At 44.6% G+C, this 23,473-nt stretch carries 31 protein-coding genes; 6 read left to right on the forward strand and 25 right to left on the reverse strand.

Going from position 1 to position 23,473, the window contains the following annotated elements:
• Positions 1-131 precede the first annotated feature (131 nt).
• The 24 genes from ACGTIC_RS01555 to ACGTIC_RS01670 all read right to left on the reverse strand — a co-directional run bounded on the left by ACGTIC_RS01555 (position 132) and on the right by ACGTIC_RS01670 (position 16,834).
• The gene (locus tag ACGTIC_RS01555; RefSeq protein WP_162816196.1) at positions 132-920 is read right to left on the reverse strand and encodes a hypothetical protein; all 789 of its coding nucleotides are present in this window, start codon (positions 918-920) and stop codon (positions 132-134) included.
• The gene (locus ACGTIC_RS01560; protein ID WP_113855188.1) at positions 841-1,395 is read right to left on the reverse strand and encodes a hypothetical protein; all 555 of its coding nucleotides are present in this window, start codon (positions 1,393-1,395) and stop codon (positions 841-843) included. Before ACGTIC_RS01560 ends, ACGTIC_RS01555 begins: the two co-directional genes overlap by 80 nt.
• Positions 1,364-3,628, reverse strand: coding sequence for a hypothetical protein (locus ACGTIC_RS01565; RefSeq protein ID WP_113855189.1), 2,265 nt, complete (start codon positions 3,626-3,628; stop codon positions 1,364-1,366). Before ACGTIC_RS01565 ends, ACGTIC_RS01560 begins: the two co-directional genes overlap by 32 nt.
• A complete protein-coding gene (locus ACGTIC_RS01570) occupies positions 3,621-4,217 on the reverse strand; it encodes a hypothetical protein (RefSeq protein ID WP_113855190.1) in 597 nt (198 codons plus the stop codon). The genes ACGTIC_RS01565 and ACGTIC_RS01570 overlap by 8 nt, the downstream gene beginning before the upstream one ends.
• Before the next feature lie 42 nt (positions 4,218-4,259).
• Positions 4,260-4,418, reverse strand: coding sequence for a hypothetical protein (locus ACGTIC_RS01575; protein WP_162816197.1), 159 nt, complete (start codon positions 4,416-4,418; stop codon positions 4,260-4,262).
• Positions 4,418-4,771, reverse strand: a complete 354-nt coding sequence (locus ACGTIC_RS01580; protein ID WP_113855191.1) for a hypothetical protein — start codon at positions 4,769-4,771, stop codon at positions 4,418-4,420. The genes ACGTIC_RS01575 and ACGTIC_RS01580 overlap by 1 nt, the downstream gene beginning before the upstream one ends.
• Before the next feature lie 9 nt (positions 4,772-4,780).
• On the reverse strand, positions 4,781-5,788 hold the full coding sequence (locus ACGTIC_RS01585; RefSeq protein WP_113855192.1) for a major capsid protein: 1,008 nt from the start codon (positions 5,786-5,788) through the stop codon (positions 4,781-4,783).
• 13 nt (positions 5,789-5,801) lie between these two features.
• A complete protein-coding gene (locus ACGTIC_RS01590) occupies positions 5,802-6,473 on the reverse strand; it encodes a hypothetical protein (RefSeq protein ID WP_113855193.1) in 672 nt (223 codons plus the stop codon).
• The gene (locus ACGTIC_RS01595) at positions 6,470-6,826 is read right to left on the reverse strand and encodes a hypothetical protein (protein WP_113855194.1); all 357 of its coding nucleotides are present in this window, start codon (positions 6,824-6,826) and stop codon (positions 6,470-6,472) included. Before ACGTIC_RS01595 ends, ACGTIC_RS01590 begins: the two co-directional genes overlap by 4 nt.
• Complete coding sequence (locus ACGTIC_RS01600) at positions 6,823-8,565, reverse strand: portal protein (protein WP_113855195.1); 1,743 nt, start codon at positions 8,563-8,565, stop codon at positions 6,823-6,825. Before ACGTIC_RS01600 ends, ACGTIC_RS01595 begins: the two co-directional genes overlap by 4 nt.
• 5 nt (positions 8,566-8,570) lie before the next feature.
• Positions 8,571-8,825, reverse strand: coding sequence for a hypothetical protein (locus tag ACGTIC_RS01605; RefSeq protein ID WP_113855196.1), 255 nt, complete (start codon positions 8,823-8,825; stop codon positions 8,571-8,573).
• A 4-nt stretch (positions 8,826-8,829) separates the two neighbouring features.
• The gene (locus ACGTIC_RS01610) at positions 8,830-11,280 is read right to left on the reverse strand and encodes an LAGLIDADG family homing endonuclease (RefSeq protein ID WP_113855197.1); all 2,451 of its coding nucleotides are present in this window, start codon (positions 11,278-11,280) and stop codon (positions 8,830-8,832) included.
• The gene (locus ACGTIC_RS01615) at positions 11,277-11,876 is read right to left on the reverse strand and encodes a helix-turn-helix domain-containing protein (RefSeq protein WP_113855198.1); all 600 of its coding nucleotides are present in this window, start codon (positions 11,874-11,876) and stop codon (positions 11,277-11,279) included. The genes ACGTIC_RS01610 and ACGTIC_RS01615 overlap by 4 nt, the downstream gene beginning before the upstream one ends.
• Positions 11,873-12,061 (reverse strand): hypothetical protein, encoded by a 189-nt coding sequence (locus ACGTIC_RS01620; protein WP_113855199.1) that lies wholly within the window; start codon positions 12,059-12,061, stop codon positions 11,873-11,875. The genes ACGTIC_RS01615 and ACGTIC_RS01620 overlap by 4 nt, the downstream gene beginning before the upstream one ends.
• 106 nt (positions 12,062-12,167) lie before the next feature.
• Entirely contained in the window at positions 12,168-12,647 is a 480-nt protein-coding gene (locus tag ACGTIC_RS01625) for a DUF1492 domain-containing protein (RefSeq protein ID WP_113855200.1), read from the reverse strand.
• A 13-nt stretch (positions 12,648-12,660) separates the two neighbouring features.
• Positions 12,661-12,867 carry a hypothetical protein gene (locus ACGTIC_RS01630; RefSeq protein ID WP_113855201.1) on the reverse strand — a complete coding sequence of 69 codons (207 nt, stop codon included), beginning with the start codon at positions 12,865-12,867 and terminating at the stop codon, positions 12,661-12,663.
• A 1-nt stretch (position 12,868) separates the two neighbouring features.
• Positions 12,869-13,093, reverse strand: coding sequence for a hypothetical protein (locus tag ACGTIC_RS01635; RefSeq protein WP_162816198.1), 225 nt, complete (start codon positions 13,091-13,093; stop codon positions 12,869-12,871).
• A gap of 224 nt (positions 13,094-13,317) precedes the next feature.
• Positions 13,318-13,617, reverse strand: a complete 300-nt coding sequence (locus ACGTIC_RS01640; protein ID WP_113855203.1) for a hypothetical protein — start codon at positions 13,615-13,617, stop codon at positions 13,318-13,320.
• Positions 13,618-13,755: 138 nt separating this feature from the next.
• On the reverse strand, positions 13,756-14,580 hold the full coding sequence (locus tag ACGTIC_RS01645) for a hypothetical protein (RefSeq protein WP_113855204.1): 825 nt from the start codon (positions 14,578-14,580) through the stop codon (positions 13,756-13,758).
• Between the two features lie 167 nt (positions 14,581-14,747).
• Positions 14,748-14,990: a hypothetical protein gene (locus ACGTIC_RS01650; RefSeq protein ID WP_162816199.1), complete on the reverse strand. Its 243-nt coding sequence runs from the start codon at positions 14,988-14,990 to the stop codon at positions 14,748-14,750.
• Positions 14,987-15,220, reverse strand: a complete 234-nt coding sequence (locus ACGTIC_RS01655) for a hypothetical protein (RefSeq protein ID WP_162816200.1) — start codon at positions 15,218-15,220, stop codon at positions 14,987-14,989. Before ACGTIC_RS01655 ends, ACGTIC_RS01650 begins: the two co-directional genes overlap by 4 nt.
• Positions 15,221-15,225: 5 nt before the next feature.
• Entirely contained in the window at positions 15,226-15,552 is a 327-nt protein-coding gene (locus ACGTIC_RS01660) for a hypothetical protein (protein ID WP_113855206.1), read from the reverse strand.
• 244 nt (positions 15,553-15,796) lie between these two features.
• Complete coding sequence (locus tag ACGTIC_RS01665; RefSeq protein WP_113855207.1) at positions 15,797-15,976, reverse strand: hypothetical protein; 180 nt, start codon at positions 15,974-15,976, stop codon at positions 15,797-15,799.
• A gap of 663 nt (positions 15,977-16,639) precedes the next feature.
• Positions 16,640-16,834, reverse strand: a complete 195-nt coding sequence (locus ACGTIC_RS01670) for a helix-turn-helix transcriptional regulator (protein ID WP_257536611.1) — start codon at positions 16,832-16,834, stop codon at positions 16,640-16,642.
• Positions 16,835-16,968: 134 nt separating this feature from the next.
• On the opposite strand from ACGTIC_RS01670, the gene ACGTIC_RS01675 reads away from it, so the two are divergent.
• The 4 genes from ACGTIC_RS01675 to ACGTIC_RS01690 all read left to right on the forward strand — a co-directional run bounded on the left by ACGTIC_RS01675 (position 16,969) and on the right by ACGTIC_RS01690 (position 20,497).
• Complete coding sequence (locus ACGTIC_RS01675; RefSeq protein WP_113855209.1) at positions 16,969-17,415, forward strand: helix-turn-helix domain-containing protein; 447 nt, start codon at positions 16,969-16,971, stop codon at positions 17,413-17,415.
• Positions 17,416-17,527: 112 nt separating this feature from the next.
• Entirely contained in the window at positions 17,528-18,172 is a 645-nt protein-coding gene (locus ACGTIC_RS01680) for a hypothetical protein (protein ID WP_113855210.1), read from the forward strand.
• Between the two features lie 24 nt (positions 18,173-18,196).
• Positions 18,197-19,285, forward strand: a complete 1,089-nt coding sequence (locus ACGTIC_RS01685; RefSeq protein ID WP_113855211.1) for a topoisomerase DNA-binding C4 zinc finger domain-containing protein — start codon at positions 18,197-18,199, stop codon at positions 19,283-19,285.
• A 342-nt stretch (positions 19,286-19,627) separates the two neighbouring features.
• Positions 19,628-20,497 (forward strand): DNA adenine methylase, encoded by an 870-nt coding sequence (locus ACGTIC_RS01690; RefSeq protein WP_113855212.1) that lies wholly within the window; start codon positions 19,628-19,630, stop codon positions 20,495-20,497.
• A gap of 120 nt (positions 20,498-20,617) precedes the next feature.
• On the opposite strand, the gene ACGTIC_RS01695 is transcribed toward ACGTIC_RS01690, so the two are convergent.
• Entirely contained in the window at positions 20,618-20,803 is a 186-nt protein-coding gene (locus ACGTIC_RS01695) for a hypothetical protein (protein ID WP_113855213.1), read from the reverse strand.
• 122 nt (positions 20,804-20,925) lie between these two features.
• On the opposite strand from ACGTIC_RS01695, the gene ACGTIC_RS01700 reads away from it, so the two are divergent.
• Complete coding sequence (locus ACGTIC_RS01700; protein ID WP_394522787.1) at positions 20,926-21,906, forward strand: Abi family protein; 981 nt, start codon at positions 20,926-20,928, stop codon at positions 21,904-21,906.
• A gap of 211 nt (positions 21,907-22,117) precedes the next feature.
• Positions 22,118-23,191, forward strand: a complete 1,074-nt coding sequence (locus ACGTIC_RS01705; protein ID WP_113855215.1) for a site-specific integrase — start codon at positions 22,118-22,120, stop codon at positions 23,189-23,191.
• Positions 23,192-23,473: the final 282 nt, after the last annotated feature.

Genomic DNA, 23,473 nt, shown 5'->3' on the forward strand with positions numbered 1-23,473 from the left:
CCCGGCCTGTAATACTTTGCTTCCAGAGGTGTTCGCTCCGTATGCATTGGCGTCTGCCGGAGCCTGTACGCTTCCATGTATGGTATTGGGATCGACTGCCGGATTATAGCTTTTTATCTGCATACGTCCTCCTAATATTTATATTTTCCCTTAAATCCCGGATAGGGATTGAGATTTCCAAAACCGCTGTATCTCGTTTTATATGACAGTGCATCGTACCGGGCCGCTGCCTGATCCAGATTTATGGGCCGTATGGAATACGTATAGGATGGCCTGAACTTGCCGGTAAAACTGTTGGCCGTTATGCCGTACGTGTAATGCCCTTGTTCGGGATCTTTCCCAGTATAATGATTGGCTGCATTGATATCATACTGACCAGTAAATACGTTGTCCGTTCCGGTATTCTTTCCGGCACTGCCATACTGGCTCTTTATGACGTATATATTGGCGGCTGTCCCTAAAATGGTCCCCAGCAGGGCACTTTGTTTCTGGCTCAGCATATTGGCTGCACTGGCCCGATATGAGTTGGCCTGGTTCTGGTAATTGATTTCATTGATCCGTTCGGACCAGATATCATTCCGCTGATTCTGCAGCAGTGTATGGCTGTCATCGTTCCAGGCACTATAGCTGGATGCCAGGGCATCGAGTGGGGAACCGCTCAGCTGTAGCCCGCTGGCACCTGCCTGGGCGGCTGTCTGTCCGGCTGCCAGTTTCATACGGGCATTTAGTTTGGACTGCTGGGCTGCATACTGCTCGGCAATCTGTTCCTGCTTTTTCTGGCTGATACGGGCATTATTTTCGGCCAGTTTTGCCTGGGTATTGTACATGGCCGCCTGGGCATTATACTGCTGTTTTTGCTGATTGTACTGGTTGATTCCCTGTATCGCTGTCAGGGCAATCATTCCCGCTGCACCGCACATACGGTTCACTCCTTTCAATAAAGAATAGTTTCCAGGACATGTCTTTGAACATGAACGCTTCGGAGAATTTCGCTCCCATAGCTTTCAGCCAGCGGTATGATGTTTCGTTGCTGACAGTAATCATGTTGAACATCCTGGGGTATTTCTGTTTCCATTTTGGCAGGATCCGGTTTCCCAATGAGACAAATTCTTTTTTGTGGTTGCTGTACAGATCGTCTCTGGCTACGCACCATATCATGTGTCCGTATCCTGCTAACGGTGTTTTACTGACTCCGAATAAGATCAATGGGCTGCCACAGGTATACACGATGTAGTTTTCCATTTCTTCATCTATTGCCAGCGATTCCAGATTGGTATCGGTCGCTTTTATTTCTAAGTCATCCTGACGACGCAGGCGATATTTCAGCCATCGTACATCCGGCAATGTTTCTTTTGTGATTCGTTCAACCGTTATATGATCGGACCATTCCGCCATCAATGCTTACCTCCTTGATGATTGCATTCAGCCGGAACGGATACGGTTCATCGCTGAGTATGCACAGGTGATTTCTCGTATTCGCCCCTATATTGTACAGAGGCACACTTTGTGTAATATCTCCTGTATACAGTGTATATTCATCGTCATACCGGAGTTCATCCATCTTATCGAACGTAAGCCCGATTTTACCGCCATACGAGCTTTCTACACGTAGTGTTACGGTATTTATCTTATGGATACGGGCCTGCAGTGTACCTTCACTCAGGTTGATTTCCAGGGCCGGCTGTTCTATTTTCGTTGCATAGGGCAGTCCGGCTATGATCCGCGTATACGTTTCATCCAGCTGCACCACACCATCAGCCGGTACAACGGCATCCTGCTGCCGGATGCCGTCTCCTACGATACAGACCGTTTTCCCAATCAGGTGAGGCAGGCTGATACTATTTCCTCTTCCCGTTACATAGCTGTCAGCGTATTCGTCCCGGTCATCCCGCATCACCGGAAACTGCTCAATGTATCGCTTTGTCTGTCCGTTTACCGTCCGTTCGATGATAGTATAGAGTTCGTCGTTTTCATCGTGCGGGATAGCCACGACCCATTTATATTTTCCTTCTGTGACGAAATGGGACCAGGCGAATACCTTTTGCTCCCGAATTATGGTAAATGCCAGCAATACTCCGTCTTCGCGGACGAAGAAGAGGGTAGAGTCCGGTTCCTGGCAATAGGCTGATGAAAGCAGTTTATGATTCTTGACTAGGTGAGTGGCAAGGATATCCAGTTCATCCCCGTTGTAATTATCTGATTCGTACTGATAACCCAGGTCACGGACCGTTGATCCTGACCGCTGTACATGGATAATCCGGTTGCCGATGTGCTGAGGCAGGCACGTCGAAGAGCCGCGCATCGTCTGGGCTTTGGGATAGGCCTTTGTCGGTGTCAGTACGCTGTCTCCACTGATAACCCATTCATTACCGGACGTAAGGACTACCAGATCCTGAGATGGGATGAGATGGCGTATCTGATAGGAGTTCCGTACAATGAGATCCATTTTGATGGCACTGTCGTCAGTTACGGTCCCATCCGTCTTTTCTACAGAGAAATTGGGATAGTCACCGGTCCGGCTCATCCATAAGGTATACGGATTTTTCCAGTTCGCCGCAAAAATAAGACGGTCCTGGAAGAAGCAGGATAATTGGGGATAGCCAAAGTAGTCGGACCAGGAAGAAAAGGCGTAGTCTGATACAGCGTCTGTGCTTCCCAGGACATCTTTGACTGTCGCGGTAATGCTGGTCCCTGAATTGACGGCCGTTATTTTGGCTGTTCCTGTGTGTGTATATGGCAGACGGGTCAGATCTACCGTCAGTTTTGACTTGCCCGCCTCGTCATCATTCCATACGTCTACAATCATGCGCAAATAACACGGAGCTGTTTCGCTTCCTGATTCCGTATAATTCTGATCATCATTGGAGGTATATTTCCTGAATTCCTTCCATGGGCCGCCTTCCGTATCCCGTTTTTGCAGTACAATCTGATAGTGATGCGTCCCATGCGTGATGATTTTCCATTTTTCCCCGACATATAGCTCGCCTGATGTCCAGGATGCTGTTTCTTCTCCCCATGTTCCCGATACTGTCTGGCTGCCCATTTCCTGCCTGAGCTGGATATATCCTCCTTCCATCCCCTTGGCAAATATACTTTGCTGGGATGTTATCGTGATATTCCCCGTTGTTCCTGACGGGGTTATCTTATTGTTTTCTGAAGCATCCAGCAGCGGATCGTAATATGGCTCCGTGATATCCATATTCACAATGTCCCATCCATCTGCCTTATGACGCAATTGTTTGACGGGATATGTCCCGGAGCAGATGAACATGATATCTCCGCTCTGCGTGAATTGTAATTGCTTCGGATTCGTATATGGCGTAGCTAATTCCGTTCCTGTATACGCTCCGTCTTTCCAGATCCGGATATACTGATATCCTACTTCCAGCAGATAGGCATCTGTTTCTGAATTATAAAAACTGACTAGAACTGCTTCTTTATCGCTGTATTTCAGCTCGCCTATGTACTTGGACCCCTGCCGCCTGTAACAGCCGCCATAGGGCCGTATGACAGTATTCTCGGCATTGAGAAGGGCCGACTTATATTGGTCAATGTCTACACGGTTCCCTACTGCCGGTGATATTTCCCCTGTCGTGAATGCCGGCTGGATGACATAGAGGTTAGACATGGTTCCATCCCTTTCTGGCAGCGATATAGCTGCTTTCAAATACGGTATGTGGTTCCTGTTCCCTGGCATCCTGCAGTTGTGCCTGCATTATCCGTGCGCGATATAACTGGTATTCATTCTGTCCCAGCTGTGGGTTACCGGTCAGGCGCATGGCCATTTTAGATGCCAGCAGATGGGCGAATCCCTGGATGAATAGATCATCCATCAGTTCCGGATCTTCAACGTCCCACGTATAATCGGCATAGCAGGGTTCAAAATCCGTAACAATGACTTTAGTGCTGCTGCCGATATTGATTACATCAAACCGCTCGTATCTTCCCCGGTAATCGTTGTTGAATACGTTATTGATCTTCAGGCACTGGGCCGGGTAGCCATAGGCATGGCTCCAGCCGGGAACGTCTGTATCTACTACGGCCAGGCGCTCAATCCGGTGTGCAAACCCCCAGGGAAATTCCCGTAAGACTTCACGACGCGTCGTTTCATAGAATAGCTTGCAGGCTCGTGCATCTTCTATCCCTTCTTCCATATTGGCAATCACACCTTTACCCAGATTGGACAGTGCCATGTTGCAAATATCCGTATCTGTCATTGCTGCTCCTTTCATAGACAGAGGGGCCGCAGCCCCTCCCTTCTACAATCTGTACTTTCGGACGAGTTCGACGAGTTCTTTTTTGGTTGCATCATCCGGATAGGCTATCCCGGCATTCTCCAGGCGGAGCCGCAGTTCATTGGCATGTAAGTCTTCCAGTCTCCGTTTCGGCCCGGCATCTTTAAATGGGATTCCCGTCATTATGCGATATCCGCATCAAAGACAAGTGCTGCCGACAATGTGCCGCCTGTAAGGGCTGATGCTCCGGTATATTTGATGCGCATAAATCCGAGGTCGCCATAGGGGACTTTCGTCTTCAGATTGTCCCCTTTCTTTACTGTATACGTGCCCAGGATTACAGCCTTTGTGAAGGCTTCATCGACAGCGGTCTGCAATTCAATGGTCAGGTCTGCTGTTACTCCCGGGGCCATGACATGGAGAATCAGCGGATTGCCTGCATCCCCGTTCCCCGTCTTGATTACATCTGATGTTCCTGTCGTCGTCCCGTTCAAAGCTTTCTTCCAGTAAAACGTATTTTCGCCATCGTAAACCATAGTGTCCTCCTATTCCGCGATAACCGGTTCCGTGTCGCTCAGAGCATCGCATTTCGATACTTCAAGACCCTGTACATAAAGTTTGGGAATGCCATTGATGGCTTCGCTCTGTGTAACATAAATGTTGTTCTTGTCGTTCAGATAAAGCTCGAGAATTGTATAGACTTTATCCGATACATACAGAATCGGGCGCTTCGGATTCACGATGCGGTTCTTGGCTACGATGATGTTTTCTACGAGTTTTTTCCGGTCTGACGCCGAAATACCCGTTGGAACTGTTCCTACATCGACGTTTCGGATGGCTGCTACTTTGCGCAGGTTCTGTACAGCCAGTCCGGCGTCCCATGAAAACCAGGTGACAAGGGCATTGTATTTGCTGCCGTCTGCGTCTTCTACGATATGTTCGCCTTTGTCTTCCATCTTCAGGCCTGCCTGGGAACCTTTGGGGTAGATACCTGTGACAGCATTTTCTCCCCAGTCTACAATGTACATAGACGTTTGTTTGTTTTCCGTCGTACCGCCGGCATTGATGGTCTGGAAGCCATAGGTCCCTTTGTCGCCCGTAAAGGTATTGAACCGGATTCCCAGGCCGTTGAATTCGTCCGGATTCTTTTCTGTATCTCCGTAGAACATGTATTTTGCCAGGTCCTGGGTAAACCCTTCGACGAACGCTCCGTCTTCTGAGCGGCGTGTCGCTTCTTTATCCGGTGCCAGATTGACGATACGGACGTCTACCTGGCTCATTCCTTCCATCAGGCAGCAGGTATCGACAATCTGACGTGTCGTCGATTTACCCGGCTTGATTCCGCGGTTGATACGGCGGAGCTGTGGATGGGGATACGACGTGCGCAGTGTCGTCTGGTTGCCTGTCGGCAGGTTGCCTTCCATCCAGGGGATGTGCTGCATAATCGGGTTGCTCTGAGCCATGATTTCCATGATCCAGGCAATTTTTCCATCGGGATCCATTCGTTTCCGCAGATCCGTAAATGTGAGTGCTGTGTTACCATACGTAGGCATAGGTTAGTCCTCCTTAGTATTTGCTGAAATCTGTATGATCGTATATACCCTGCCCGGATACGGTTCCTACCGTATCATTGTGGCCAGGGTCTTCCCCGACAAGCGGGGCTATCATGGCCATGGCTTTTATCATGGCGACATGATTCCCGGCCCCGGTCTGGTTGAGCATGGCGGTAAAGCCTGGGATTTTTTGTTCCAGATAGTTCCGGGTCGTGCAGGCCTTGGTTACGGTTTCATCGAACTTTCCGCCCAGTTCTTTCCGGGCCGCATCTCCCCAGCCTATCACTTCCTGCCGGTCCTGTTCCCGGATTCCTTCTGCTACTGCCTGGGCTGTGCTTTTGGCATATTCCATACCAAATTTGGCCGCTGCGGCTGCCTGATCCTGGGTGGCGTTCAGTCCGTGCAGGATATCTGTGAACTGGCTGGATATATCAGCATCCAGATCTGCGCCATCCCCAAAGACTTCCTGCAGTACTCCGCTGAAGTCGTAAGTTTCCGGTGCTCCGGTTCCTGCATTACCGGTCCCATTGTCACTGGTTCCCGTATCTTCGGTTTCTGTTTGTGTCGTTCCTTCTGTTCCGCCCAGGACGGTATCGACTGCAGGAAGTCCTGCCTGATCTCCTGCTCCACTATCGGCCCCGCCGGTATCGGCAAAGCGCTGTAAGTCAAATACAAAATCACTCATGGTGTGCTCCTTTCCATATGGCCTTTTACCGCCACATAGGGTTCTTTTGTCTCCTCCTGCTTTCTATCCAACAGTTCCATCAGGCTTTTGATTTCTGCGTATTCCATTTCTGCTTTTTGCTTAAGCTTTATCCGCTGCGGGGTTTGTATCAGCATTCCCAGGTATTCCATTCCCAGGGACCGGCGCCCTTCATTGAAGGCCGTCATATTCATGTTATCCGGATCAAAAGTCCGCATATTGATGTATGCCCGGTCCAGCAGCCGCATCAGGAACCATCGGCCTTTCCGGCTGTGCAGGAGGTAATGCAGGGCTTCATCATCCAGACGGATGACTTCTTTTTCCAGGTTTGTCATGTTTCCATCCCCATCCATTCACGCAATGCCGGATTGCCGTCATTGGCTGCATCCGTCAGGTTCTTGGCTGCCTGGGCTAGAGGCGCAGCCTGTTGTGCCTGTTGGGCTTCCATGGCCTGCTGCTTGGCAGCTTCTTCTGCCTTCTGCTGCTGTTCTATGATTTGCTGATATTCTTCTTCAGACCGGACCATCGTTGCCGGTACTCCGATACGGTCTAGGTATTTGGCCACCGCATCAGAAAAATCAACGCGGTTGACCACGCGCGGATCCAGCTGCGCCGTCTGACCTACAAACGCAATGCCCTGTTCGATAGCGGTCAGGCCGGACATCTTCTGTGCCTGTGCCAATGGGGACAGATATTCTATCTTGATTTCCTGTCCGTTCATCAGTCCCTGCACATCGTCTGGCACGGGCGGAAAGATACCGTTCCGGTCCAGGATGTTGTATACCCTGTCCAGGACGGCATTCAGGAATTCTGACTGCAGTCGTTCTACGACAGGTCCCAATTGCTGTAGTTTTTCCTGATTGCGGGCCATGACTTCCTGGGCTGTCATTTGTCCCCGTTCCAGCTGGTCCAACATCATAAACAGATCCGTAGAGTAAGTCCGTTTAATACGGTCTTCGACGCGGACAATCTTCTGGTCCAGTGTACCGATATCCAACTGTCCCTGGAACAGCGGCCGGATGGCATTATTAGCGTCGGTATTTGGCGTGAATCCTCCCGGAAACAGATTGATCCGGTGTGCCAGGTCAGATGGCCCCTGCATCGGTGGTTTGATACCGAGTTCGGTTGCCATGGCTGAATCGTATTCCATCTTCTGCAGCATACGTGAGTCGGGAAGTGCATCCCAGCCAGGTCCCGTCCCGTACGAATTCAGGCCTTTGACATCATAACGGGCTACTGGTATGGCCCATTCTTCAAAGCCTGTAGCCGCTAGTACTTCGTTGCTGTCCGATCCATCTACCCAGTAGACAGACCGATATGGCATTTTTTTGCTTCCCAGTTCTTCCGGATTGCTTTTGTCGTTCTGTTCGACTAACCAGCAAACTGTAAAATATTCGGTGTACCCATTATTGCTTCGGTATGTATCCTGTACGAAACGAGGGCAGTTCTCTATACCGAACTGGCCTACGATCTGAGAGGCCGTCATCTTGACTTTACGGGCAAAGGTGTTGACCTGTCCCTGGGCATTGGTCCCCAGGGCATATGTTCCAATGGGGTACGGAACAAAGGTGATTCCTGTACCCGTCGAGAATATACCCATCGGTGCCTGTCCATAGGGCAGTTCCGTATATACGGTATGTACGGCGTTATAGAAATTACTCCGGGCCAGTACGTATTCCGTGATATCGCAGCGCTGATCCAATACCCGCTTCACTGTCATATTGTCATTGAGTGTCATATCGGCCAGTGTATACCGGAACCATTTCCGTGATGGAGGAGTCAGCCCGGATTGGATTCCTGCCGCGAAAATAGCCCGGCAGATATTTGGGATGTTGCTGTATATATTATCGTCATGCAGATTGGGCTTATCCGGCTGGTCGTCATCGAACTGGCCATCATAGGGCAGTTCATAATTCCGGATTTCTTTCCATACATCCATCCAATTCTGACGGCGTCTGAATAAGGCTGCGTGTCGTTGTATCAGACGGTTTTTATCTCCTATCCGGTTTGCTTTTGGAAATGTTTTTCCTCCGGTCGGAGACCTGGCCAGTTCTGTTTCAACTAATGCTCTCATGGTTATCACCCTAACGTGTTTTTATTATTGGTTTCTCCACCCAGAATGGAGGAAAGACCGGACCGCCAGTCGTTGAGCTGTGTCGATGAAAAGCCTTTTTTCTTCTTTGCTTTTTTCGTCGCTTCGTCTTCGCCGGTCGTGCCCGTATCATCGCCTACATTGACAGTCGTTGCTACAGGATCTGCCTGCTGTACACTGGGGGTCGATGAGCCACCTATACCGAATACTCTCCCAATTGCTTTCCCTACATGTCCACACATAGGATCATCTCCTTTTCTTGAATAAATCGTACTTCGTATTGGCCATTTCCAGCCGGGTGCTGTCTTTCAGGACTGGATAGGCAAAGGTCAGTGCCAGGGCATCGGCCTCGTTCGGTGACGGAAGGCCGCGCCGTTTCATGTCTTCTTTCTTTTCCAGCTGGATTTCTCCCTTGTTATTGACGAATGCTTCCGGCCCGATGAGATCATCGTGGATGATTTCCCCGTCTTCCAGTACGCCGCCGTCACGCAGCCATTCGCGCAGATTGCCCCACATTTCTGCCCGTTTATTGGCATATCCCCGCTTTCCGGATGCACTGCCAAAGGATACTAGGCGCCAACTGCGGCCCATGGTCTGCCCGAAGGAATAGACCCCGGTTCCATATCCCTGGTCTATGAATACTGCCTGGGCACGGTAACGGTCTTCAAAAGCTGCTATTTTTCCGGCGATGACTCCATCATTATCGTTCTTTTCATAGGATGCCAGTTTCTTGCTGTACAATCCCTGCCGCAAATAAATAACCGTGGCGTCGCCGCCGCTCCAAGCCATGTCTACGCCGAGTATAACCGGCGCAAAATTGTACTGAGCAGGCCGCAGGGCGCGTTTCTGTGCATCTTCTACAAGTTGTGCCGAGATGAATTGATTTTCCGATGTAGACGGAAATTCGCCGCGTACGCGGACCTTGAAGAAGTCCGAGTCTTCCCCGTACTGGTCCTCCCATTGTTTGATTTGTTGCTTATTCGATATGGTTACAAAACGGCTGTCTATCCGTTTGGTGTTCCAGTAGGCCCGGTACTTGGTAAAGCAGTCATGGAACCGGCCTGTGTTCCGTGTCGGGTTGCCGAACGCGCACCAGATGATCTGCGTATCCCGGTCTGTCAGTGCCCCTTCAGCTACTTCCCAGATTGCATCGTCAATAGCCGACGCTTCATCGAATATCAGCAGTATCCGGCTTCCCTGATTGTGCAGGCCCGCAAAGGCTTCCGGGTTCTCTTTGCTCCAGGGAATCGCATCAATGCGCCAGGTCCGGTCGTGTCCTTCCTGTATAGAGAAAATCGACGTCGCCGTCAGTTGGAACAGGTCTTTCCCTATGAACCGGCGGTACCATTTCGCCAGCTCTGCCCATGTCTTCGTGCGCAGCTGTACTTCCGTATTAGCCGTCACAATGCCGCGCGTATTGGGATACGTCGATATCGCCCAAAGGATGATCCAGGAGACAAGGGCTGAATTATGTGTCGGTATGAAGTCATTTGCTAAATACAATCCGTCTTTTCTGTCTACGGTGATACACATAGCCAGTTTGTTTCCAATCGGTTCTATCCGGTCTATCCATCTGGTGAGATATCGTTTTTGACGGTTTCGATATCGTTCATTTCGATGTTTCAGAGTAAAAGGGTTGAATGGTACATTGATAGTCAGGCGATAGCAAGTTCGCCCTTCTTTTCTCTTTCCTGATTTGTCATAGTACCATCCATGTTTAAAGGCCTGCTGCTGTTTAGCCTTCCCTCCCAGCGAGCGTACCAGCCAGATTATATCGTCAGCTAATCGTTTGGACGTTGTACTGTAACCGATGCTGTTTCCTTTCGTTATTTCCCCGTCTGTATCCAGCAGTCCCCGCAGCAGTTCTTTCCTGCATTCTATGCAGTTGTATTTGTAGTTGTCGGGAATGTATCGTTCATATGAATGGTGCTGGAATACGTCCATCTTCCATAAATGCGTGATGTTTTGTATTCTTGTCTTTCCCCTTGCCCCAACACTCAAGCTATATCCAAGGGATCTAATTCTTTCGGCAATTTCAGGATAAGGTTTACTGTATGTCGGCCTGCCCTTATGCCCGTCTCCTAACCATACGCCCATTACATACGGATGTACCGGCACCTTGCGACGCGGATAAACCACCGGATATATGCCAGGTAGTTCCCATTGCCGGGCCTGTACTTTGCCGTTACTGCGTCTTACCCCTTTTTTCAGGATATCCAGCGTTGACAATGTGGTCCACCCAAGGTTCCTACGACGCTCTTTCCGACCTTTTACCGTCCATAAATGCCCCGATGACACGTCACAAAAGGACCCATCATCAAGATATACGCGATACAGGGGCACACTCTTGTATTGTTTGCATTGCAAAATTTTTGCGATTCCATCAATGGTAAACACGGTATCCCCTGGCTTTAAATCTCCCCAGCGGCGTTTCCCTGCCGGCGTATCCAGTACCATATCCACGTCATGTGCTTTTCCAATGCCGTGCCCTGATGCTACTGCCTGGCGGATGACTTCGTTTGGGGTGGCTAATCCCTTTCCGATGTTTCGCAGTTGTTCCAGTTGCCATTCCTGGGGTGCCTGCCCTTTCAGATCTGGGTCATGGTCCCAGTCGAAAGCAAACCAGACAAACGTTTCCGGATCTTTGCTCACTTTTCCCAGGCAGTCTATGACCGTATAGGCTTCATCTATCGTCATTCCGTTTTCGTCCTTTCCAGTGCTGACTTAAGCCGGTCTTCCGTATTTACGGCAGCGTCTATACTCAGTTTTCCTGTCATTTCCGTCTGCTGTTTCTGCTTCCAGTCGCTTCCGGCCCGGTTCGTCAGGTAGAAAATGACCGCTTTCGTATCCGGCGGATAATAAATCAGGGATGTTTTTTCTGTGGTCTTTGATATCTCTTTCCCGTCTTTATCCTTCGTCGTAATGGTTTCTTTTTCTCCGACTTCTTTTTCAATGCCTAATGCCCGTGTCAGCAGCGCATTTTCTACTTTGGCGATACAATACTCTTTTGGCTCCTTTAGGGCCTCCGAAAACTCTACATGTTCATTCTGCCATTTGTAGAACGTAGACAGGCTGATGCCGATATGATCGGCAATCTCATCGTTTGTCCAGCCTTTCCGGCACATGGATCGGACGATTTCCATGTTTTTCAATGTGAAAAATTTGTTCCATGTGATTGCCCGGCGTTTCCTTTTAGTATTTATTTTGCGCGTGCTGTTTGGGCGCGTATTATTTTTATTTAAAAATACTTTTTCCCGCTTGATGGGAGCTCCTCTCACTTTATTGACTGTCATTTGAATACCTTCTTTCGGGTGCTGTATGGGACCGGCTCATGATTCAGATCGGAGATATTCCGTTTCTTTGCACGGTGATATTTCTTTTCGAAACACACACAGTGTTCATGTACGATTTCCAGCCGCAGGTTCGTACAGAGTTCCATCTGGTTAAACCGGCAGCGGATATTGTCGCAGTGAATCATGTCCTGCCCCCTTTCAGGTAACAAAAAAGGCGCTCCGCATCAGGCACGGGCGCCTCTATTCTTTTCGTCTCTTTTTGACACTATCATTTTATCACATTACGTACTCCTATTTACTCCTGTCTTTCAAAATCTGGATGCATTTTTGCATCCATGCCGCCCGGATCTTACTGTTTAGATTTTCCAGAGCCAGACGATGGCTGTTATATGTCCGTGACTGGGACAGGTGTATCCGTAAGGCTACCTGTTCCCATGTCAGGAAATCGACGTAATAATATTTTAAAATAGCTCTTCCTCTGGCATCTGGAAGCTGATCAATAAATTCTTTTCCGGTGTCCCGCATTCGGTATAGTTCTGCTTCTTCTTTTTCAATCCGCTTCATGAATTGTTCAATGTGGACTGGAATATTGGATAGATCGTTTGACCCTCCTGAACTGATGCAGATCCGTGCCGGATTTGATACTTTGATGCACAGCCCGTTTTCCTCCAGATAGCGTTCGTATTTCAGTTCTTCCAGTTCATAGTGCTGCTCCCGGATTGCGGTAAGATATTTTTTGGCGTCCGTGATATTTTCTTTCACAATATCCATTGGTGTCCTCGTTTCATCCCTGGTTCCTTGGCAGATTTGCAATAGGTGTCCAGTATTGTACCTCCTGCATTCCTACTGGCCGTGTTTCCGCATCAATGAGCCAATGATCTTCACAACATACTCCGACTGTGATAATTGGCCAATCTGTGTTGGCATGCATCCCTACCAGGACACGGCGCCCTTCTGCCGGCAGTTCTTCTTTCGTCGATATCCAGTTCATCCTACATTCCCCTTTCCTGACGTACGGCTGCTATTGCGATATCAATGGATATCCCCTCCTGGTCTGCCCGCTGTTGTAGCAGCATACGGGTTATGCCGTAGCTTTTATCCATTGTTTTCCCAATCAGAGCTATCTCGTCTATCCGTGACCGCTTACGGCGCAGACGGGCTTTTTTCTTCTCGATCCTGTTCTTTTTCATCTCCCGTATTCGCTGACTGTGATCCATTCTGTACTTCCTCGATATCACAGTATGACCAATATGATAGCATCGTTTCCCACAAAACTTTTTCCTCGGATTCCGAAGGAGTGCATCCGAATGAACCCCACAGACGGGGCAGATTCCCAGCTCACCTTTTGCCATATTTTGTAGTATCCGGTTGTAGCAGTCGTCGCATACCAGCATCCGGTATGCGCTTTCAAATTCTTGATGGCACAATGCGCATTCGTGTTTCATTCTTTCCTGGCCCCCTTCTCTCCATACAGACCATGAAGATATCTTTCGCATATCTCCTTGGCAACCTTCGGGGCTGTGTTATGCCGGGCATAATGGCATTCCGGGCAGAGCATAACGACCTTGTTTTCTTCGTCGCTCCGGTATATGCCGCATGGTTCATGATGGTACTTCACGCCATACTCGATTGGCTTCCCGCACCAGATACAATGCCCGCCATCCCGTTCATAGATTTTGTCATAGAATGACCTGGCCTTCTTCCCTGTCAGGTGCACCCGTTCGGTCTTTTTGAGTTCCATTTTTCGCGCCTCCATTGATTTATCCGTGTCTTATAAATCCGGTACTGAATCAGTCGCTTTTCGTAGATCCGTTCAATCCTGGCAAATACTTCATTACCGGTCCGCTCGCCGTTTACCATTTCGACGAAGTGCAGTACTTCATCCCGGTGCATGCAGTCGTTCTTGCCTATCAGCAATGTGTTTTCCTTTCCCTCTACAATGGCCGCGAATTTCTCCGGTGCCGTTCTGATCAGATACAACATGCTCCTCCTCCCGTATCATGCGATAGAACATGTACGGGAACCCATAGGCTGTATACCCGTACTGTACTGGCTTTTCGATGTAATATCCCTTTTTAGGTTTCGGCTCACGCCATGTTTTTGACTGGATGATTTCTTTTACTACCATTGGCTTTCGAAGGTTCCGGCTGGACCGGTATCGCGCCCGCTGGCATCGTTCCTTCTGACAGAAGGTTTCCCGCGTCTCCTTTACCAGATAGTTGGCTACCCGTTCCGCATCAGATGGTTTGCCGTCATAGTACCGGAATGCCCGGTAAGGAATGTCTCCCCACTTCCATAAATCTTTGTAGGATTTCCGGCTCCAGCCAATATTGTTGACCAGCAGATGATGATGGATCCGGTGCCCGTTACATTCTGTCGTAGCTATCCATTTCAGTTCATGCCCTGCTTTTTGATAGTGCCGACGCAGTGTTTTCAAAAAATTGTTGAACCGGTGTGTCGCTTCTGCCTCTTCCGGTTCTTCCCCTGCGTATGTCAGATCTATCCGGATATCTTCTTCTTTGAAGTTTTCCAGAATCAACAGCCGGAGCTGGCGGATTGAATTCTTTTCGTTCACCTTCCATTGTTCAGCACTCGTCCAATCATGATTCTTTGATCGCGGCATGGCTGGTGTCCGATATCGTGATGTGTGATATTTTTTTATCTCAATGACCGGTCCGGCCTGGACGGTTTCCTGTACATACATGGATCTGCTCCTGACTGACGTATGCTGGTCGTATATTTAATACCTTTAAGCAAGTGTAAAATAGGGCCGCGCCCTATCTCTTGTCCTGCTAGATATATAATATATATACAGACCAGACAGTCTTTGTTTTCCTTGCATCTCTTCTCGCACAAGGAATAGAGCGCGCATTACCGTTTAGAAGCGGCAATGCGCTTTTCTATTTCCTGCATCCTGTTACGGAAATGTTCGACGGCTATTTCTCCCCGTGTCCGTTGCCTTCCGTTCAATACAATCCGTCCGTACCAGCAGGCCCATAGCTGCCGTCCGGAGAACCAACGGCACCCTTCACAGTGTGCCTGGCATATCTTAGCCTGCCTCATGGCACAATGTACCCAGCTGTTCGTTTCTTGTCCGCATACCGGGCACGTCATGGAAGAGGCAGTATCATACCGGACAGCTGCTCTGCCAGTAACAGACTGCCGAAACCGAGGATGATAGTAATGGATATGGCCTTACACGTAAATACCCGTTCTCTCAGTCCTATACATTTCTCGCTTAAGGACATATTTTCGTCCCGCAGCCTGATGTTTTCTGCCAACAATTCATTGATGAGTTTGGCATCGTTATGATGTTGTTCAATCCATTGCGGTATTTGTTCCATGTGGTTCATCCTTTCTTTGCATCCTGACTGTACTTATAGTTCAATTCTGCAATATTAGCTGTCAGCTGTCTGAAGAATGACTTATATTGATGCAATTCCTCTTTTGTCTGCTCCAGTTCGCGGGTCATCCGTCTCCATTCAAACGGGCTATGTGTCAGATCTTTTTCATCAAAGCCCTCGATTTCCAGAACATTCTTCATGCTGTAATAGATCCCTGGTATTTTCAGCCGCTTTAATCCGCCAGCGTGCTCCATTTTCGTAATCGATCCGCGGCTTACGTTCCACCTGGCTAGAAGTTCTTTTAACGAGATGACCGTTTTGTCGTTTTCCATGCCGCACTCCCTTCAACGAATTGCTTTTAGCGATATCTAAGAATTGAAATTAGGGCGATAATTACACCCAGCATAAAGAAGAATGTCCCGCCTATAATTTTTGCCGCTATCGTTGCTTCATCCATTTATGTTCCTCCCTGATTTTCCACATGGCCTTTCTCTCTCTATCATTACGGCCTCTTTAATTCGTTTGTGTTTCCTCATGCTATAATTGGCATGAAAGGATTTTAATCATTATGCAATCTCACTGATGAATTTGTATAACCGCGTAGGATTCCAAATTCTCTCCCGCAATCTGCAATGCTTCCTGCGCTTCTTCGTAAGTAAGACCGTTTAAAAGGAATCGTATTTCCTTGGCGGTCTTTTTTACTTTTTCGGATACTCCCATCGCTTCAATCTCCGTATCCCAGTTTTTACTATCCATCTCGTTCACTCCTTCCTTTCCTCGCTACTTGACGATCGAAGCCGCCTGGTGTAATACTTTGGCTTTCGATACTGCTGTAAAACTGGCTTTGACTTAAAGTGGTGGTTCTATCCAACTAGGATCTTCGTCTGGTATTCGTACAGAAAGAATGCAATCCCCTTTGTGTTCTTTCTGTATCTTTTTTATGCCGTTTATGATGCCTGGCAATTCTTCCGGGACGATTCGTGTCTTTATTGTTACTTCCCATCTGTGTTCTATGACAGAGTTACCAGTCTTTTCCATTGTGTTTTCTCACGCCCTTTCCTATTTTCCAAATCACATTATGACGGCTTTTATCTTTTTCATATTCACCATATCTGCCCTGCCATGTCGATTAACTGTAATACTAAAATAAACAGGTAAACGATGCCGAATACCCAGAAAATTGCGACTTTTATTTCGTCTCTCATTACATCAGCTCCTCTACCAAAAACGTTCCTGTACAATCCCTATGTGATTCCATTATTACCTTTTCCATTGCATCGTCCTTTCTTGTCTTTTATTCAGTGTCATTTACCCTATACGCCCTTTTAATAAATGTATCTTCTTTCTTTTTTATCTAGATTTTCCATATTCATGTTCTTGTGAGTTTTTTTATGCACTATTAAATCAACTTAAAGTTTATCAATAAGGCAATAAAATATACTCTTTATCTACTTTGTATAATTTACACAAAGCTGTAAAATTCGCTGCATCAATAACTGTTTTACCACGTTCCCAATTGATAATTGTTTGCTTATTTTTCTTCATTATTTTTGCTACTTCAGACTGAGATAAATTGGCATTTACGCGTGCAGCTTTAAGTGATATTTTAAGCATATTCATCACCTCTTTTCACTTACATCATAAATCAACTTTAAGTTAATGTCAATACTAAAAGTTGATTTATTTATCTTTTGGTATTGACTTAAATCAACTGTTGGTTATAAAATATTAGAAAAGGGGGTAAAGTTATGTCAGACGAATCTAAAATAAAAAAAACATTTGCCCATAATCTTTCATTTTATCTTACTAAACAGGATAAAACTCAAAAGGATTTGGCTGAATATTTAGGAGTAAGTGGAACCACTGTTACGAACTGGGTTCGTGGATACAAAATGCCCCGTATGGATAAAATTGATAAAATATGTGCTTTTTTTACTATAGGAAGAAATTCATTATTAACTGAGCATAGTGATTCTGATCATTTCAAAAAGGGGAAAACACCTTCTAATCCTTCTGTATCAGCCGCGGCTTTGCAGTACGATTCTCTCTTATCAAAATTTCCTGACCTATCTGAAGCAGTATCACTATATATCTCTCTTGATTCTGTTGATCGGGGAGAAATAAGAGGTGAAATGAAGGGAATGCTTCGTTCAGAAAAATATCGTCCCAAAGTAAAGAACGACAAGGCAATTTAATTATCGTTAACTTTCGGCAGTTGTAATATAAGTGAAATATGGGTTTTATTGTGATAATTGATTATTAATTTTTAATTTTTAGCTCAATAAAGAAAGTAGGTGCTGGTAACTTATGATTATTGGTAAAAAAATGACAATTTTACTTCTATTGTTTACGTTACTTCTATCTACATTATCTTTTGCAAGTGTTATAGAAAATAGTCAATCAGATGTAAACTTAAAATTAAAATATCCTTTGGTATATATTAATAACCCTGTAGCTCAAGAAAAAATAAACCAAGATATTGCAAATCGTGTATTATATGCTAAAGACCTATATTATAACAAAAAGAGTTTTGAAGTCAGGACATTCTATGATATTACTTTTGAAGATGAACGATACCTTTCTATTATTTTTTATACTTATTATTGGAATGGATTAGGGGTTCATGGCTTTTATACCGGTCAAGGTTTAGTCTATGATAAGGAAACTGGTGATAAAATTCCTTTAGAATATTTTGTAACTCCCCCTACAGCTGAACAAATTAATCAATTTTCTTACGGCCCACTTATTTCTGTTTATTCCGAATCTAATAAAATATTAACTACGCATTACCCGATAAAAGAATGTTCCCATAATTATTGTTTGCCAGGGAATGGGAGCATTGACTTACTCTATCAACCGTATTTTCTGGCTTCTTTTGCTGCTGGAGTTACTCATGTCCGTTTAAGTCCAGCCATAATTGAGTATTTTAACAGGCAACCATTAGATAGTTAAAAACATTACATAAGGTGATGTCTTATGACTACAGATAAACTTCCTCAGACTACTGCTCCGCTCTGTCCACATTGTGGGATTGCTATGCGAAAACGACACGGCCGTTTTGGTTTCTTTTGGGGTTGTCCCAATTATCCCCGATGTCCTTTTACTCTTGATTATCCTGATGGGAAATTGTCTGTTTCACAGAAAGATTTTTTAACCAAATTAAATGCTATCGAAGATCTTTGCAAGTCTTATTCTTCAAAGATTTCTAAGGGAACTGATGAAGCAGAAATACAGTCTTTATTGGTTTCTTTTGAAAATGAATTTACTGCAGCCAAAAAATCGATCGCAACTTATTTCCAAAGGCAAAAATATTTTTCTATGCAGGAATATGTCAATACTTTAGCTGGATTGGTATATTATACCGGTGCTACGACTTTATGTTCCCTAAATGCTCTTACGGAAGCTCTGCGGATTAATGGTATTGCTCAAGGCCTGATTTACTCTACGGATGCCAATGCTGAAAAACTACATAATTTAGATACTTATATCCGTCGTAAGATGCAGCAACCTGATTCAATTTTACCTCCGCCCAATAACCATATTACGGTTACATGCTCTAATCCTCCTCCACCTCGTAATGGGTATATTGATATCAGTTCAAAACCGCATTCTTATTCTTTTATAAAATTTAAATATCTTGCATTATGTATAGTTATTTTGGTGGCCTTTTTTTCTCGTGGATTTGGGCTTCTGAGTCCTTCTCCGGTCAAACCTAATGCAACACCGCGTACTACACAATCTGCCCCAGTAAAATCACAGCCGGCTTCCAGTAAATCATCTTCAACGAGTTCAAAATCTTTACACCCTGAATTCGCGGCGCCTGCTAAAGCATCTTCAGCGACTTCTAATTCTTATACAAGACGTTCGCAATCCATATCAAATACGAATCCAGGTGATCAAAATCCAATCACTACAGCTTATGTAGGAAACAAACGTACAGGTGTTTTTCATCGCGCCGGATGTCGTGCAGAGAGACGAATGAGTGAAAGAAACCGACTCTATTTTGATAATCGCAATGAACTTATCAATCGTGGATTCAGGCCTTGTCAAATTTGTAATCCATGATAAAGATCTATACGAAGACGTCGCGCTAAACATTAAGAACGACAAGGCAATGTAATTGTTGTTCGATTTTGAATATTCTATATTTTCTTTATAATGGTAAGATTATTCTATAAAGACTGGTTTAAACAACAAAGCCAGTATTGGAATGCAAATAAATTATCAGCTTTTCGCTGTTGGATACAAAATAATAAGGATGCTGTTGACGCATTTATACACGAATTTGAAAAAGGATATAACTATTTGGCTAAAAAAAATAATCTTCCTACGTTGCCATAGTTATTCTTATTTTTTATTGACCAACACCTGCTCTCCTTTGCTATCCTATTATAAGGAGGTGATTCTATGCCTAGTAATAATTCACCATTACGGTACCCTGGGGGAAAATCCCAGCTTTTCAAATACATTTCACATACTTTAGAAATGAACCATTTGGACCATGCAACCTATTGCGAGGCTTTTTGTGGTGGTGCCGGGGTAGCTATGTCCTTGCTGTTAAATAATAAGGTGAATCAGGTTTTATTAAATGACTACGATCCAGCTATTTATTCTGTTTGGTATGCTATTCTTCATCAAGCGGATGAACTGATAGAGAATATTTTGGATACTCCTGTAACTTTAGATGAGTGGTATAATCAGCGCGCTATATATAATAGATTGAAGGTGATTAGAGGATACAATTTTGATTTAGCGTGGGCGACTTTTTATTTAAACCGGACAAATCGATCAGGAATTATTGAAGGCGGTCCTATTGGCGGTTTAACACAAACCGCTAAATATAAAATTGACTGTCGTTTCAATAAGCCGAGTCTTATAAAAAAAATACAGAAGATACATGCATTGCGTAATAGGATTCATCTTTATAATTACGATGGAATAGAATTTATTCGGCGTGTTATTGAACCTTTTCAAGGAAATATTTTTATCTTCTTCGACCCTCCTTATTTTAAACAGGGAAAGAATCTTTACAAAAATGCACTCGATGCAACATACCATGCGGAACTTTCACAAGCTATTTGTAATCTTCAACGGCAGCACTGGATAGTCACTTATGATAATGTTGATGAAATCAGAACTTTATATGCCGACTGTGAAGGTTGGAGATATAAGATTCGCTATACCGCCAATGAAAAACGGAGAGAATCCGAATTGCTATATAAAAGTCCTATTACTCAGCTTGAATCTTATGAACGAGTAACTTTGGAAGAAATATAAAAACCTTGTTTTGTTAAGTATTTCGCATTTTCTTTTAGGCAAAACTGGCTCTTTTTCTTTATAAAAAATCCCGCCAGTATCCATTCACTGACGGGAAAATACTAAATACAATATAGAATTTTACTTTAATTGTAAATTGCTTTTTCTTGAAAGTAATCCATTAAAATCTTTTTCTGGATAAGTAGGAGGCTTACCAATCCCTTTTTCGTGTAAATCATTAAGCATGAAATTTGTCGTTTCAATAGCTTTAAGTCCTTTTTTGTCTTGATGTTTTTCTACTATTTCTTTTATCAGATCTAGTGTCATCTTCTATCACCTCCGGTCCAATTTTTAAAAATAATTTCTTGAATGTAAAAACACTTTATATCCAAAACGAGAGATATAACTCATATATTGATTATAATTAAGAAAAGTGGGGTGAGCAATATATGTATCCTTTAAAAGTCGTAATTGCATATAAAAATCTTTCTAAAAACATACGAGATTCTGTCGATAGTGTTTTATTTGCAAAAAGACTCTATTCTGCTGATGAACTAGTTAAGCATATGCAAAGTAAAGGAATTACTTTTAATTATTTGACTATTGATGAAGCAAAGCATTTTTTAATGGAGCATAATTATTATTTCAAATTTGCTGCGTATAGAAGCAATTATGATAAAGTTCCTAAAGGACCATTAAAAGGGCAATATAAGAGTTTGGATTTTTCGTATTTAAAAGAATTGTCGATTATTGACATGCATTTAAGATATTTAATTTTGGATATGTGTTTGGATATTGAGCATCAGCTAAAGGTAATGCTAATAAATGATATTATGAAAAATCCGGATGAAGATGGATATAATATTATTAATTTAGCGGATGAGGACAGAAAAAATCGCAGTAATTTTTATAAAAGGATTGATACAAGTTATTCAAGTAGTTTAATCAAAAAGTACCAACCGCCATTTTTTCATTATCCCATTTGGGCATATTGTGAATTGGTTGATTTTGGTGGCCTGTGTAAACTATATAAAACCTATTTAAAGACATACCCTAATCGACGGGGATTGCCTAAATATAATTTTTTATATCCTATCCGTAATTTGAGAAATGCTTCAGCGCATAGTAATTGTTTAATTAATAAAATTCCATCTAACAGTGGAAATGTCAATGCTGATATAAATAATATTGTTGCAAGAATCCCGACTATTTCAACTAATAGTCGTTTAAAATATTTGCGCGTACAACCTATTCATGATTTTACAGTTCTATTATTTTGGTATTCTACATATGTAAAAAGCGAGGGATTACAACGTACCAGAAAAAAGATTTGTATCAGTTATTCTTTAAAAGAATGCTCGAGCACCGTGATTATTTCATACAAAATAATTATATTACACATGCCTATTTATTTTGTTCTAAACTTGTGAAATATTTTTTCTGAAACAATTGACAAATGTCCCCGTTTCATGTAAGATAAGCATATCTTGAAAACGAGCTATTCGTTTTGGCGGGGACGTATTTATACGTCCCCAATTTTTCTATATGGGCCATTTGTCTTTTGACAAATGGTTTTTTTATTAATTAATATTACATTTCTCTCTCTATCATTACGGCCTCTTTTTAAAGGAGGTCACTTACATGTTTACGTATCATTTTTCATTTCGCGAACGCAGTAAGTCCTGGCAGGTCATTCTCTCTTATAAAGATCCGTCAGGTCGTTGGAGGCAAAGGTCCCGGCAAGGCCTGCCTTCCAAAAAGGCAGCTAAGGCTGCCGGAGCTGAGCTGCTACAACGTGTCCAAAAGATGTTGTCAGTTACCCCGATTGATCCATCACTGATTGGTATCCGTTTGAAGGAATTTTCAGAATACGTATTCCGGGATCGGCACCTGTCTTACAATTCCCTGCTGGCTTACCGATATGCACTGCAAAAATTCGGTTCGCTTCTCTCCCGGCCGGTTCAGGAAATCACGTATCTGGATATCCAGCGCGCTATGGCACATTGGGATTGTGCTGCCGCTACCAGGTTATTGAATATTACCTGTCTTAAACTGGTTATGTCGTATGCCGTCTCCCCGTATCATCTTCGTAATGATAATCCGGCAAACGATATAAAACTACCCAAAACAGGCCGGCGCCATAAAGTCCGGGCATTGACACGAAAAGAGTTTTCTCATCTGCTTCAGGCCATGGAAGCATTTCCTCCCAAGTATCGTCTGGCATGTGCTATTGCTGGATATACCGGGATGCGTTTTGGCGAGATAGTTGCTTTGACCTGGTACGATATTGATTTTAAACAGCAGCAGATCCATGTCACGAAACAGTATGGCCGCATCAGTCGGGGTAAGTCTGGGATACGTCAGTTGAAAAATGGGGACAAAGGCTGCCGTATCCTTCCTATCCCGCTTCCGTTATTACAAATCCTGCAGCAGTACCGCCACACTCAGCCCTTGTCTTTTTCAGGTTCTCTCTGGATAAACGGCCGCCCCTGCAACAGCAATCTGAACCGGTATCTCCGTAAGGTTATTCCTGATATATCTGTTCATAGCCTGCGTCATACGTATGCTACTTTTTTGTTGGCCAATGGGGAAGATATAAAAACGGTGTCTGCCTTGTTGGGAGACACCGTAACGACCGTTTTAAATGTCTACGTGGATTATACAGATGACATGCGTCAGCATGCTGCCGACACCATCAACCGGATTTTCGCGTAATTTTTCTCAAAAAAATTTTTGTCAAATTTTTGTCATCAGAGTGCAGAGTGGCATTAAATAGCCATTCTGCACCCAAAAACCATTCAATTATTCATTATAAACTAAAATAAGAAACGTGGCTAGACATATCCTGACCGGCTCTTTTGAAATATGTACGCTTTTTCGGTTAATATGATAGGAATTTTAATTAAATTCGTGTATAATATACACGTACGTTAGAAAACGGGAACTGGTATACCGTATCCTGTTTTCTTAATCTCTAATTCACGAAGGGATGTTGAA

It is taken from the genome of Megasphaera hexanoica (assembly GCF_043520715.1).
In the GTDB taxonomy this organism is placed as follows: Bacteria; Bacillota; Negativicutes; order Veillonellales; family Megasphaeraceae; genus Megasphaera; species Megasphaera hexanoica.

Bases quoted from the DNA above. Each gene is read 5' to 3' on its own strand.
- ACGTIC_RS01555 (WP_162816196.1), bottom strand. From the start codon at position 920: ATGTGCGGTGCAGCGGGAATGATTGCCCTGACAGCGATACAGGGAATC.
- ACGTIC_RS01560 (WP_113855188.1), bottom strand. From the start codon at position 1,395: ATGGCGGAATGGTCCGATCATATAACGGTTGAACGAATCACAAAAGAA.
- ACGTIC_RS01565 (WP_113855189.1), bottom strand. From the start codon at position 3,628: ATGTCTAACCTCTATGTCATCCAGCCGGCATTCACGACAGGGGAAATA.
- ACGTIC_RS01570 (WP_113855190.1), bottom strand. From the start codon at position 4,217: ATGACAGATACGGATATTTGCAACATGGCACTGTCCAATCTGGGTAAA.
- ACGTIC_RS01575 (WP_162816197.1), bottom strand. From the start codon at position 4,418: ATGACGGGAATCCCATTTAAAGATGCCGGGCCGAAACGGAGACTGGAA.
- ACGTIC_RS01580 (WP_113855191.1), bottom strand. From the start codon at position 4,771: ATGGTTTACGATGGCGAAAATACGTTTTACTGGAAGAAAGCTTTGAAC.
- ACGTIC_RS01585 (WP_113855192.1), bottom strand. From the start codon at position 5,788: ATGCCTACGTATGGTAACACAGCACTCACATTTACGGATCTGCGGAAA.
- ACGTIC_RS01590 (WP_113855193.1), bottom strand. From the start codon at position 6,473: ATGAGTGATTTTGTATTTGACTTACAGCGCTTTGCCGATACCGGCGGG.
- ACGTIC_RS01595 (WP_113855194.1), bottom strand. From the start codon at position 6,826: ATGACAAACCTGGAAAAAGAAGTCATCCGTCTGGATGATGAAGCCCTG.
- ACGTIC_RS01600 (WP_113855195.1), bottom strand. From the start codon at position 8,565: ATGAGAGCATTAGTTGAAACAGAACTGGCCAGGTCTCCGACCGGAGGA.
- ACGTIC_RS01605 (WP_113855196.1), bottom strand. From the start codon at position 8,825: ATGTGTGGACATGTAGGGAAAGCAATTGGGAGAGTATTCGGTATAGGT.
- ACGTIC_RS01610 (WP_113855197.1), bottom strand. From the start codon at position 11,280: ATGACGATAGATGAAGCCTATACGGTCATAGACTGCCTGGGAAAAGTG.
- ACGTIC_RS01615 (WP_113855198.1), bottom strand. From the start codon at position 11,876: ATGACAGTCAATAAAGTGAGAGGAGCTCCCATCAAGCGGGAAAAAGTA.
- ACGTIC_RS01620 (WP_113855199.1), bottom strand. From the start codon at position 12,061: ATGATTCACTGCGACAATATCCGCTGCCGGTTTAACCAGATGGAACTC.
- ACGTIC_RS01625 (WP_113855200.1), bottom strand. From the start codon at position 12,647: ATGGATATTGTGAAAGAAAATATCACGGACGCCAAAAAATATCTTACC.
- ACGTIC_RS01630 (WP_113855201.1), bottom strand. From the start codon at position 12,867: ATGAACTGGATATCGACGAAAGAAGAACTGCCGGCAGAAGGGCGCCGT.
- ACGTIC_RS01635 (WP_162816198.1), bottom strand. From the start codon at position 13,093: ATGGATCACAGTCAGCGAATACGGGAGATGAAAAAGAACAGGATCGAG.
- ACGTIC_RS01640 (WP_113855203.1), bottom strand. From the start codon at position 13,617: ATGGAACTCAAAAAGACCGAACGGGTGCACCTGACAGGGAAGAAGGCC.
- ACGTIC_RS01645 (WP_113855204.1), bottom strand. From the start codon at position 14,580: ATGTATGTACAGGAAACCGTCCAGGCCGGACCGGTCATTGAGATAAAA.
- ACGTIC_RS01650 (WP_162816199.1), bottom strand. From the start codon at position 14,990: ATGACGTGCCCGGTATGCGGACAAGAAACGAACAGCTGGGTACATTGT.
- ACGTIC_RS01655 (WP_162816200.1), bottom strand. From the start codon at position 15,220: ATGGAACAAATACCGCAATGGATTGAACAACATCATAACGATGCCAAA.
- ACGTIC_RS01660 (WP_113855206.1), bottom strand. From the start codon at position 15,552: ATGGAAAACGACAAAACGGTCATCTCGTTAAAAGAACTTCTAGCCAGG.
- ACGTIC_RS01665 (WP_113855207.1), bottom strand. From the start codon at position 15,976: ATGGATAGTAAAAACTGGGATACGGAGATTGAAGCGATGGGAGTATCC.
- ACGTIC_RS01670 (WP_257536611.1), bottom strand. From the start codon at position 16,834: ATGCTTAAAATATCACTTAAAGCTGCACGCGTAAATGCCAATTTATCT.
- ACGTIC_RS01675 (WP_113855209.1), top strand. From the start codon at position 16,969: ATGTCAGACGAATCTAAAATAAAAAAAACATTTGCCCATAATCTTTCA.
- ACGTIC_RS01680 (WP_113855210.1), top strand. From the start codon at position 17,528: ATGATTATTGGTAAAAAAATGACAATTTTACTTCTATTGTTTACGTTA.
- ACGTIC_RS01685 (WP_113855211.1), top strand. From the start codon at position 18,197: ATGACTACAGATAAACTTCCTCAGACTACTGCTCCGCTCTGTCCACAT.
- ACGTIC_RS01690 (WP_113855212.1), top strand. From the start codon at position 19,628: ATGCCTAGTAATAATTCACCATTACGGTACCCTGGGGGAAAATCCCAG.
- ACGTIC_RS01695 (WP_113855213.1), bottom strand. From the start codon at position 20,803: ATGACACTAGATCTGATAAAAGAAATAGTAGAAAAACATCAAGACAAA.
- ACGTIC_RS01700 (WP_394522787.1), top strand. From the start codon at position 20,926: ATGTATCCTTTAAAAGTCGTAATTGCATATAAAAATCTTTCTAAAAAC.
- ACGTIC_RS01705 (WP_113855215.1), top strand. From the start codon at position 22,118: ATGTTTACGTATCATTTTTCATTTCGCGAACGCAGTAAGTCCTGGCAG.